This is a genomic window from Vibrio sp. 10N.286.51.E5 (genome assembly GCF_041469125.1).
In the GTDB taxonomy this organism is placed as follows: Bacteria; Pseudomonadota; Gammaproteobacteria; order Enterobacterales; family Vibrionaceae; genus Vibrio; species Vibrio crassostreae_C.
In genome coordinates, this window is record NZ_JBFRJZ010000013.1 from 1 (window position 1) to 12,412 (window position 12,412).

Here is a 12,412-nt window from a genome sequence, read left to right on the forward strand (position 1 = left end):
TGCTCGGGCAGGGTCGATTCCGATTCTTAGGGTGTCACGGTCAATGATTAACTCTCGGGCAGGGTCTTTTCTAAATTGCCATGCGCCAGCGACCTCTCCCTTGGCGGGAGCCTTTTTTTTAGCTCCCCCTTTATAATACTACTATACGGAGGGTGGTACACCACCACTAATATATGACGAAAGGCTGAATTTTCGTGTGAATTTTCGTTGTCACCAGTCACTTTTTCGTCTTTTTGATACCACCCCATGTATATGTAGGAGATATGTCCACCACACTCATAAAATCCTCATTTTCAAATTCCCTACATATATTGAGGGGGGTGTCAGACATCTCATTTATTAGCAGGTGCTAATGTTTTGGTGGTTCAATTTTAGTCGAATTTTGATACCACCATTGATATATGTAGGGACAGTGATGCCAAATTCTGAAACGAACTGTCGTTTCATGGTGGTTGATTAGCAGTGATGATCAGAACTAGATTACTTTCGTTAAGGCGCGTCATTGAAAATAAGGATTAACAATACCGCTCAAAATGTGTATGTCGGTTGATGGACGTTCTTTTGAGTAACGATTTTCGATTTCTGGCTAATTGCTTTCAAGAACGCGCAAATCTTCCCATACAATTCCCAATCCCACCAAAATAGAAACGATGTTATGCAATTTTTTTCAATTGTTTCTACAAATGTCATTTCTTAACCGATTTATTACGGTGTTTATCAATATTTCCCAAGCATCTCGATTTTCCTCATACGCAATACGATTTTATTCGATTCATGCACGATATTTTTCAACAGCTAACAATAAACATGAAAAATACCCTCACTAATTGCTAAACCATCATCAATTTTTGTGTATCACTAGGTTTGACATCAAGACAAATGATCGGAGTGATTGATTATGAACAAACAACTGGAAGTTGCAGCGATAGATGTAGGCTTTGGAACCACCTGCGTTGCATCTGAAATAACAGGCGATCACTGTTATTACCATTGCTTCCCATCAAGAGCTGTAAAGGTGAATCCTACAGAGCTGAAGCGACTGGAATCGTTTGGCACAACTCAGCGAAATACGGTTTTAGTGAACATTGACGGAAGTAGTTATGAAGTGGGGCCGGGAGTTTTGTCAAAAGCAGCTGACGCCAACGAAAGACTTCTTAATAAACGTTACATCTCAAGTCCGGCTTACAAGGCGCTGTTTATCGGTGGCTTAAGTCTATTAAAAACGGATTGCATTGACTTGCTGGTGGCTGGTCTTCCATTAAACCAACTTGATCGTAAAGATGAACTACTCAATTTTATGATTGGTGAACATCATGTGGATGGGCGAGTGATCCGAGTAAAACAGGCACATGTATTGCCGCAGCCACTTGGCGCACTTACTTATCATGCAAAGTCTGAAGCAAAGAAAATGAACTGCGGGATTATGGAGGCGCTTGGGAACCGAGCGAGAGTTACTGTTGACCCAGGTTATGGAACCACCGACTTCTTGACTTCAACGGGGCTTACAATCGACGAAGAACGTACAAAGGCATTCGAACTAGGTCAGGGGAAAATTCTCAGAAGCCTGAGCACCTACCTGTCTGAGGTTTTGGGTACGTCCATCGGGACCGAATTGGTAGACAAGGCATTCAACTCGAAAAAGCTCGAAATATTTGCTGAAACGTATGACTTCCCTGTCGCTGATGGTGTCTTTGATTGCTTGCCGCTGATTGACAGTTTGTGCAATGAAGCAGTCGATTTACTTACAAACATGCTTGGTGAAGCATCAGACATACAAGAGTTTATTGTGTCTGGTGGTCCAGCTCCCGATTTCGCGAGAGCGCTAGAACGTGCATTTCCGAGACATACTGTGAAGTTAGTCGAGAAACATGAAGTTGCTGTATGCCTTGGTTTTGCTGAGTTAGCTAGACAAATCGCGGGTGTTAATTCAAACAAGGTTGCGTAGCTTATGAGTAATAGTATCGATGTTAACCTGTCGACTTGGGTGGAAAGGGGAGCTATCGAGATCCCAGATAGTCCCAAGTTTAAGCGCATCATGTTGCGACGAATACTAAACAAAGGCGCAGTGATTAAGCGATTGCACGAGTCGAACTGGGAAAAGATATCATCACAAGTTGAGCTTACGATGCCGTTCAACGGCGAGAAGGTTAATGAGCGATTTAGAATATCTAAACGTGATTTCCCAGTTTTGTTAAGCGAATTGAATCATTGTGAAAACCGAAGTTGGTTACTCCCAATTCTTTTCCAATTGGGGCTGTTATATCACCAATCCGGTGAAGCAATTATTAATCGATTTTTGGGTAACGTGAACACCAACAACGAACACGGTTCTTCCCAAAATTCTCCACAGATACCTGAAGCTAAATCACCACAGACAGACCCAGCAGATTTGGTATCTACGGAACTGGTTGATAACTTGACTTCAAGCGGATTAATCAGTTGATTTTGACATAGTACATTTGCAATAAGTCAAGGGTTAATGTTGCGAATGTGTATGTTTTTTTGTAATCATTGTTGTGATTTTATACATTTATGCAATAATCCAAGAGTTCACTAAAACAAATTGCGTATTATGGAATTCGTAATTTCGTATAAATGAACACAACGTCAATACTGTAAACGCAACCTAACAACGCTCGTGGTGAGCTTAGTAAGGTGTTTGAAAGGTCAATGTTGGGATCGTTCAAACCGCGTAAAAGCATGGAAGATTTACTTATGAAACGTCTAGGCCACATGGCAGCCGTGCGTGCAATTTCCGCTCGCATATTGTCAGCTGCACACCAATCTGTTTTAACTAACAGAGAATGCTCCGCTCAAATTAACTTTCTGACTAACATCGACGTAGATCGATTTATAAGTATCGAGCCCGATACTCTAGAGAAGTTTGTAGAGATGCAGCACCATATCTTTACCCTTGCCCCATTACGTTCTGGCTGCACTAAACAAACAGGTTTATCGGTTCTCAATACCGCAATTGAAACAGGCCAGTTTGAAAATTATCGAACACGATTGAACGCTTATCTCAATGTCACTTCTGAATCTACACCTTCTACCGATGAGATGAGTTTTCAGTGCCAATCACTAATTCTCGCAATGCACAACCTCGCTCAAACAGATCCGCATTCTGCGATGATTGAGCTAATGGCAACTCAACAAGAAATCACTAAGTTTGCTAGTTTTGAGTTGTTTCAAATTGTCAGGTTCACATCTGCCGGTATCAATCCTTTCGTATTTCACGAAGGTACTGAAGCTGAGATGTTGAATGCCTTAGAGACTCATGAATTTCAAAGTCACAATGTCGGCGTAGAACGCATTCGTATGCGTACCTTGACCGATATGATCTAAATTCAGTCTGTTCACAATTTGAAAGGATAGTCATATGTCCGAGATACAATTATCCACAGCGTCTCAAATGGCGCTGAAATTGGAGACGCGAGCACTCGATCTTGTACGCTTTGGTGCAAACGCAGCCACAATTAAAGACCTTTTAGGTTCAGTGCCTAAGTCTGCTCAACATGAGCTTGGCCGAATGCAGACAGACTTTAAAAAATCAAGAATGGGTAAAGATGCGAGCTTTCTTCATCAAGTACCGGAAGCGTTTCCCATCTCGAATAAGCTTTGGGCTTATTATTCAATCCTCTCCAATGACCCATCAGTGAAATTGCCGCTTCAAGACAATATCGACAAGATGCTTGATGCTTATGCAAGAGTATTTGATGAATCGAGTGAAGACATACGTGCTTACGTGAATTTCAATCGATTTGTTCAACTCCTTCATCGTATCGGTGACGGTACGATCCACATTTTCAAATGTGAGTGTGGGACAAAATATATTGGCCACACTGAAAGACCTGGTACTGGTTGTGCTCATTGTCGTGCAGAAAGAGCGAGAAATCGTCGTAAAGCCAAAGCCGCTGAGGTATAGATTATGAAATCGAACTATCTAGGCTTATCGATGTTATGCGCCCTTGCATTTGCAGCTACCGCGACGGCAGATGCAAATTTCGTCAATGATAAAAGTGCCGCTCAAGGTTGGCACTTTTATGGGGAGCCTGAACCAGAAGAACCCAAAAAGCCCGTGCCTCCACCAGTCCCTATTGCCCCTCCAAGTACAGCAAAATCTGGTCCTGAACCTATGTCGACGAAATGGATTCGAGCGCACTTTATGGAGTTTGTTGGTGAAGCAATTAATGACCCTAGTCCGGAGAACATCCAACGAGCCCGATACATGCAACGTGTGATTATGGACAAGGCGACTGCTTTTAGGGAAGCGTGGATGCAAGATGTCATCAACAACCCTCTTCTTGATGAAACACAAGCAAGGCCAACATCGAGTTTTGCTCTTAATGCTAAGAATGAAGCTAAGAATCGTGCAGAACAGGAAGTGGTTCAAGAAGTAGCAAAACAAGCGGGGTTATGGTTCTTTTTTGAGAGCACTTGTGATTACTGTAAACGCCAAGCACCAATTGTCCAACGCCTCATGAGCAAATATGGCTTTAATGTAAATGCGATCAGCATCGATTTAGCGCCAATGGAAAATGGTATGTTTCCTGAGTATCAACCGGATACCAAGCAGAAGTATAAAGAGCTAGGCGTTCAAAGAGTGCCTGCTTTGTTTTTAGTCGGTAATTCCGGTGAGTTCGTAGCGCCCATTTCACAAGGCATTGTGACTGAAAGTGAAATAGTCAGATTGGTTCTTATTCAGGCAAAGACGGCCAATGTGATTTCAGAAGAACAATTTAACGACGCGTCGGCAGTTGAGTCACTACAGCAAATTACACGATTTGAAGATATTGATGAAGAAAGAGCCTTAACAGACGCAAACTATCTAGTTGAAATCTTAGAATCGAACCTCAAGGCACAGCAAGGTTACTAACTTTATCGCGGTTAATTGGAGCCTGTTCATTAGTTAATGAGCAGGCTTTTTTATATCAGTTGCACGTTAATTACCGAAAAAAGGCTCCTTATTTGAATTTTTTGCACTGGCGTTAAGTAACACTAATCCTAGTTCTCTATCAGGATATGGTCATGAAGCTTATACCAGTGGTTCTACTGACATTCAGTACATTAGTGATGGCTAACGAGTCACAAAAGCCCGTGATTACGTCATCAAACACTACCAACTCCCATCAATCGACGACTCGACAAATAGTAGAAATGCCCGATTACGAGCGGCTATTTGGCGCTATTACGTCGAATAAAGGCGACATCAACGCGTTGAAAGTCAGCCTACTTAATTTCTATTCAAGCTTGCTCCCAGTTTTGCGTTATGAAGCTCTCGTTCTTGAGGTCCCTGAAGCTTTGACCGCTTATAGCTCTGCAGAGTCAGCAAGCTACGAACTCGCCAAGCTTCACCTTATTGACCCTGAAACTCTAGAACCAAGTGAATATCAGTTTTATGAGCGAGTAGTGGTTGAAGACAGCTACGAAATTGCGAAGGAGTTGGTACTTAATGTGTTGCCGTTTATCCCTTCGCCTGAATCAGACCAACAGAAAAGTTTGACAAAGAATGTCAATGCACAAGCGCAGGAGGCAATCAATTATGAAACGTATTAGGTCTTTTATCGTTGCCGCCTCGCTGACATGCTCTATGAATGTGTTGGCCAACCCAATGCAAGACGTCTTCAATGGGTACTCGACAGGTCATGGTATTGTCGACTACGAAACCAGTAATAAAAACGCCATCGCACTCGGTTCTTTTTCATACCGTGTTAAGAGTCATGATCCAAATATCGTGAACTTTCAAGTTCCGTCGATGAAAGCCGGATGTAACGGAATCGACCTTAATCTGGGTTCATTTTCAATGATCAAAGATTTAACAGGGATGCTCCAAAACTCAATGAGACAAATTGCAGCGGGTAGTGCGTCGTATGCCTTCAACCTAGCTTTAGATGCTCTGTGTCCGACGTGTGCTGCAAACATCAAAGCCTTGAAAAAAGCGATGGATGAATGGAACAAATTTTTCAAGAACTCATGTGAAGCGGGTCAGGCATTAATGGCCAACGCGGTCGGCCCATATGAACAATCAATCCGAGATGCTTTAGCAATCGGTCAAGCCGCAAACTCAACTGGTGTTGCGACAGATTCAGCTGATTGGTTTCAAAACATAGCCCCAGGCACTTCATTGCTTGAGCTCTCCCAAAAAGTTCAGAATGGTGAGGAATTACTGACAGGTAACCTGCTAATTAACGGCATGAGAACATCAAAAATGAATGTTGGTGCCGCTGACTTCTTCCCTAGATTTTCGGAAACCGTCATGTCACTAGTTGGGACCGAGATCCGAGATGTTGCTGATAACACTGACCCTGACCGCCAAGGTGTCGAAACCTCTTCAATTGCGACAACTCCGGTTCCTGCGACATTGACTCTGCTAGATATCGCCTTTGGTGGCTTTGATACTCAAGAACAAGTGACAAGGCTCAAGTGTAATGACGGTAACCCAGATACTGTGGCCAGCTCTAAATGTCTCGATGTTACTCAGGAAACGATTGATTGGAGGCCGTTGAACAAACAGTTCTTAGAAGCGTTGGACGGAACGACAGACGGGACCGCAGGCGTATTAGAGGTCTATCGAACAGGTGCTCGCGGTGCGAATGATTTTGGTCCTACTCAAAAAGCAGTGATACAGGGTGGCGGTATGGATGTATATGGCTACATAGCTTTACTCGCGACCAAATACAGAAAAAGTTCAGAGGTCCAAGGTTACTACGAGGCAATTGCTAATGAATACGCGTACAACTTTGCGATGCAATTTTTCACATCTGCTCGTGCGTATTTGGATGCGGTTGCAATCGCGGCTAAAGCCGACAGCGATGCTAATGCCCAAGCCTACATAAAAGAAGCAAGAGAAATGTTGAACATACAGATGGACATTGTGGACCGCCACTATGAACAACAAGACTCTAAGAACCGTTTGCATATGTTAGTCGAGAAGAGTATGGAGAACTAAGTCATGGAATTTCTGATATATACCATTGGTAATTTTGATTGGGCTAGACAAGTTTTCCTTGGCTTGTCGATGGCGTTCGATCCATCAGCAGGTGATTTTGGACAGCCTAACTACTTGTTCGGTCTTGGATTAGTTCTTTCCTTCTTCGTTGCAGCCTTCAAACAATTCTTTGAAAAGGGTCAGATTGGTGGTGAATTCTTAGGAACAGTGTGCAAGGGCTATCTTATCTGGATGCTGTGTTTCTACCCGAGAGTCGACATTGTAGTCGAACATGCTGGTACGGGTGATTCAGCGTATTTTACTGACATTCCTATTGGTTTGGCTATCGGTGGAGCTGTAACGACTCAAGTACCTATCGCGTTTATCGATATTTTGAGTGACATCTTTGTGATGCCCCAGAACTCAGGCACACACTTAGACGCACTTAGAACGCTGGTGGCTATCGAAGGGTCTGTAAATAGTCCGAATATTCGTACTATTGGGCATGCAGATAGTGATTTCATACGCAGCATAGACAGTTACATGAATGGCTGTTTGTTCAAAGACATGGAAGTTGGTGGAGCCTATCAAGAGGCGAAGGTTGGCAATGTATTGACGAATGTCGATGCTTGGGCCGCGATGGAGGTCAGCTCAACGATTTGGTACATCGACATGTATCTTGAAGGGCAACCGTCATTCATGTCGTGTAAAGACTCTTACACTGCACTGAGCGCATACATTGATAATGACCAATCGAAATTAGCAGACGGACTCGATGAGTTAAATGAAGCGAAAGGCATATCAGCGACACAAGTAAGCTCTGCACTTCAGCAGTTGGGCTCTGCATCAATGGACAGCTACACATTTCAAATGAATAACTTCCTTGATTATCACGTCAAAAAGAACGCTATGGGGTTAGATGCTAGTCATTCTGCACGAGGCCAACTTGTTGACGCTATGGAATATCAAGCGAAACAACAGCGTCTTTTCACTATGGCAGGTGACAGAAACTTGTGGCTTGAAATGGCCCCTGCCACCATCTCATTTTTTGAAGCGTTCGTGTGGTTTGCTGCACCACTTATGTCCTTCTTTATCATCTTTGGTGAAGGGGGCTTTAAGATCGCCGCGTCATACATGCGATTCTTAGTGTTAGTTGGATTGTATCCATTTGTGATGATTCTGATTAACTTCTATCTCGATTGGTCTATTCAAAATGCGTTGGAAACGTCGATCACTGAGCAAACAGCATACACCATAGGGGGATTGTCCAATTTCTATTCCGAAGCGCGAAGTTATATAGCGACCGCATCTTACATGACGACAATGGTTCCTATGTTGGCTTATATGCTTTTGAAAGGTGGCGAATACGCAACCGTGAGTATGGCTGGCAAGATCGGGGGAACCGCACATGTTAATCCTAGTGCTGTCGCACCAGATATTGCAGTTGGTGCCAAAAATGGTTCACTCAGAATGGGTAATCACAGTTGGACTATGGGTGATAACGGTGTGGTTCATTCAACAAATCAAATTCAAGATCAAAACATGCCAACACTCAGTGGTATGTCGAATATGACCAGTAACTTATCCCTTACATCAAGTATGGCAGAGTCGCGAGTTCAATCATCCCAAGCTTCACATCAACAGTCATGGGGCAAGCTTTCTCAGCTTATGACGCAGATTCAAAAAGGAAAAAGTGCGAACGGTAGTGATAGTCATCAATATTCTGAAAATGCTCAATTTGCATCGCAGGTGCGTGAAGGTTTACAGAAAAACACCAATCTAGATACTCAAGAAATTACTCAATTGATGGGTAAGTTAGTAATGGGTGGTGGTGGCTCGGGTAGCGGAAGTTTCGGTTGGGGAAGTGGAGAGGATTCAACACAGCAAAACTCTGAGAGTGCAAAGACGTCGACTCAAGCTTCTGACTCTACCCAATACAGTAATGGAAAAAATAATAAAACAATGTCGAATACGCAGGGGGGCTCTCAGGCTGCAGGACGACACGGACGTGGCCCCGTGACGAGAACTAGCCATATAGAAGATAAGGGCAATTCAAAAACAGAAAGAGTCCAAGTTACTGACACTAAGAGTAATGACAAGAGTTCCGGAAAAACAAACCGAGTGGGTTCAAGAAGCAAAAGTGATTTCTCGGTTGGTCTTGATGGCCGAGTTCAGGTTAACGCAGAAGGCGGGTTTAACCTTACGGAACGTGAGGCAGAGGCATTGCAGGCAAGCTTAGGTTACGTGACCAGTGAACAAGGCGGCACCAGTGCTCAATATACTAGTCAAGAAGCGATTCAAAAGGTTCATGGTCTTTCAAGAACGACAGGTTGGGGCGAAACGGGACAAAATGCTATTCAAGACCTGAAAAGTTATACAGCTGCGAAACAATTCCAAGAAACGACGCAACACGCATTGGGTGTTGCAAAAGGTTTGAATCAAAATTATTCAACCAATTTTACAAATGCGGCAAACAATAAGGAATTTAAAGAGTGGGTGGCTAATGGTTATAACACCGAAAGTGAGATGGCCAACATGAGCCCAGAGGAGCGTAGAGTCGTTGATGCCAATGCTCAGGCCCGAAACCTCCAAATACAACGTGATGCATCTAAATACTATCACGGAGATGTGGGTCGTGCTGCAGCAGTACTTTTCTCAAGTGAAATGGTTAATCAATATCAAGAAGTGGCGACCGCTAAAGACATGAATTCAATGAAATCGGGCTTGATGGATATCTCGCAGAAATTCAATGAAGCCGACTTCTTGATTGGTGACAAAGCACTTAATGATATGTCGAAAAACTTTGCCACGATGAGTAACAATTTAGGGTCTGTGAAAGATACCACCAGCAACTCAGCCGTAGCAGGCATTCCGGAAGAAATTCAAAGACACCAGCAAGGCTTTGAGAAAACACGAGATGAACGACTGGGTGAGGTTGGTACATTATTGACCACCAAAAATATCAAAGATGAGCACGGGGAAAATGTTGATAAGGCTCGCGCCAATGCATCAAAAGTTGCGCCTGAGAAAACAGATGAAATTAAGGCCATTGAAACTGCCACTGATACAGTTAATCCAACTCCAATTTCTCAAGAAGTTAAGAGTGCTGCGAAAGATGCTGGTGGATTGGTAAATGACGTTGCAGCGGGGCTAGTTTCTCAGTTTCACTCTGCGACAGCGCAACAGCTATCAGAGCCTGCCGCAGAAAACATGAAGCACTTAGAATCACCATTGAATAAAGGTGCTGATTTACTAACAAGACCACAAATTGCAACTAACCCAAGTGCTCGTGATTTTGGACTCACCACTAATTCCGAAGGTGTATATGGTGCCGCTGTGATCGCGTTAACCAGTGATGAGAACACGCTCAATAAAGATGGGCTACTCAGTGACACTGAAATCAAGCATCACAATAATGCGGTTGGGAATATAGAACAACTAAGAACGGAAATGTCTGAGGATGAGTCATTTGCCAAAGAAGTCGGTGGACTTGCATCGGGCAAATACACCATGGAAGCGTTAGAGGACTATAAACTGTTTATGGGTGGCTCTGAGGACGGGTTCAGAGACATTGATTACAACAACGTTGCTCATGTTGCCTCAACACTTGGTACATCCCTTACTGATGAGCAAGTTTCGAATCTATCAAATCAATCTGAGGTCAATAAGAATTACGATGTCGTAAATGGCAAATTGTTATCTAAACATTATCTGCAGATTGGAACAGAGGATGGGGCCGAACACCAGAAAGCTTACCACGCATCTAAAGATACACCGAATGAAGTGAAGTTGTCACAACTTGAAGCGACAGGTAAAGAGCAAAATGAAGCTGCAATTAAAGAGGGCCAATCTAACGGAACAACTCCATTAACGGGTGTTAATGACACCGTAGCGAACACAGCAATGCCGGGTTCTGTACCGTCAAATGAGCCGTCACCAGTACCAAGTTCAATGACAAAATTCGCTGAAACTGCAGCGCAAAGCTTGGCACTTATGGAGGCATCAGAGAACAGTGGTATGAGTGACGAACAGAAATCACAAATCTTTGACTCCATTGACAGTAATACGATTTCTGTAAAAGAAGGAGCTCAACTGTTCAATGCTGTAAGTTCAGGTGAAATGACCGCTAATCAGGCAATTACGTCGTTGCAAGAGAAAGAGGAGATGCTTGCTTCAACAGAAAATACCCAACCTGATGCGCAACCAACAGAGGCAAATAATTCAAAGGAAACAACGACACAACAAACCCAAGGCAATGATCAAACAGGTTTCTCCAAACTAGCTTCAATGGTTGTTAGCGCATTACCTAGTAGCCCATTACAGCCAGAGGACAGTAATAATCAGCATACCCAAGTGCAAAGCAATCAAGAGGTAGCTCCTGATAATAAATCAGCCGAAACGGTAGAGACGTCGAAGACCTCTGACACTGTATCTACGAACTCACGCCCTGAAAGTTCAGCACCACAGTCGGTGGCTGAAACGGGTACAGTAGCGCCAGCAACTCAAGTGGCAAGTGCATCACCGCAGAAAGTGGATGAGACAGCACCTACGAACTCACGCCCTGAAAGTTCACAAGTGGCAAGCGCATCACCGCAGAAAGTGGCTGAGACAGTACCAGCTAACTCACGTACTGAAAGTTCAGTAGCAAAGTCGGGCAATGTAGAGTCAGCAACACAACTGGCGAGTGCTCCTACTCAAAAGGCAACTGATGCTGTTGCAAATACACAACGCCCTAATACTTCAGAGAAGGAGACGGGAACAAATCAGACCCAATTGGTGAATGCATCCACTGACTCCAATAACGGTAATCAAGGCACGGGAACTAGTGAGGACTCTCAAAATGATTACAAAATGGGGAATCAAACCAAACTAGCATCACTCAACGACACTGATTCAAGTTCGCCTTCTGTTACCGGAAGCGGTTCAATGGACCTAGCATTATTGGAGTCTTCACAGTTCAGTGGTATGGCTGATGGAGATAAAGAGATTGTGATGGAGGCTATTGCTAGTGGCCAACTTACTGCTGATGAAGGCATTGAAGTGTTCAATGCGGTTCAAAGTGGAGAAATTAACTCAGATGAAGCTATTCAGATAGCTAACGGGACAAAGGAATTGCCGAGCGCCCGTAATGAAATGTTGGCTTCTACTGGCTCTAGTCAGTCGAATAGTGACCTTACTGCGAGCTCAGATAATGACATGGGATCGGCGCTTACAGGTGCAGACAATGAGTTCATCTCTAAAGAAAGCGATGCACATTTAGCGTCAACGAACTTTGAAGCGCCAGTATCAGGAGCGGTCGAGCAGCCAAGCGCTGAACAGTTTGAAGCGCAAGTGGCGATGGATACTCCTAACCAGTTTGATACATCGGTAGCACCAAATGGTGGTGGAGAAATGAACTCAACTATGGGCGAGGGTGAACAACACTTGGCGTCAACGAGCTTTGAAGCGCCAGTATCTGGAGCCGAAGAGCAGCAAAGCACTGAG

General features: G+C 43.8%; 8 protein-coding genes. All 8 read left to right on the top strand.

The features are described from left to right. Nucleotides 1-898 precede the first annotated feature (898 nt). Nucleotides 899-1,945 (top strand): ParM/StbA family protein, encoded by a 1,047-nt coding sequence (locus AB4161_RS04640; RefSeq protein ID WP_154723887.1) that lies wholly within the window; start codon nt 899-901, stop codon nt 1,943-1,945. A 3-nt stretch (nt 1,946-1,948) separates the two neighbouring features. Beyond that, entirely contained in the window at nt 1,949-2,443 is a 495-nt protein-coding gene (locus AB4161_RS04645; RefSeq protein ID WP_136987110.1) for a hypothetical protein, read from the top strand. 272 nt (nt 2,444-2,715) lie between these two features. After that, on the top strand, nt 2,716-3,345 hold the full coding sequence (locus tag AB4161_RS04650) for a hypothetical protein (RefSeq protein ID WP_154723888.1): 630 nt from the start codon (nt 2,716-2,718) through the stop codon (nt 3,343-3,345). A gap of 34 nt (nt 3,346-3,379) precedes the next feature. Next, nucleotides 3,380-3,925 (top strand): hypothetical protein, encoded by a 546-nt coding sequence (locus tag AB4161_RS04655; RefSeq protein ID WP_081231361.1) that lies wholly within the window; start codon nt 3,380-3,382, stop codon nt 3,923-3,925. A 3-nt stretch (nt 3,926-3,928) separates the two neighbouring features. Continuing rightward, nucleotides 3,929-4,876, top strand: a complete 948-nt coding sequence (traF, locus tag AB4161_RS04660; protein WP_154723889.1) for a conjugal transfer protein TraF — start codon at nt 3,929-3,931, stop codon at nt 4,874-4,876. A 152-nt stretch (nt 4,877-5,028) separates the two neighbouring features. Further along, nucleotides 5,029-5,556 (top strand): hypothetical protein, encoded by a 528-nt coding sequence (locus AB4161_RS04665; RefSeq protein WP_086715044.1) that lies wholly within the window; start codon nt 5,029-5,031, stop codon nt 5,554-5,556. Continuing rightward, nucleotides 5,543-6,949 carry a conjugal transfer protein TraH gene (locus AB4161_RS04670; RefSeq protein WP_162299037.1) on the top strand — a complete coding sequence of 469 codons (1,407 nt, stop codon included), beginning with the start codon at nt 5,543-5,545 and terminating at the stop codon, nt 6,947-6,949. The genes AB4161_RS04665 and AB4161_RS04670 overlap by 14 nt, the downstream gene beginning before the upstream one ends. Before the next feature lie 3 nt (nt 6,950-6,952). Beyond that, a partial coding sequence (locus AB4161_RS04675; protein ID WP_372082887.1) for a conjugal transfer protein TraG N-terminal domain-containing protein occupies nt 6,953-12,412 on the top strand: 5,460 nt, incomplete at its 3' end.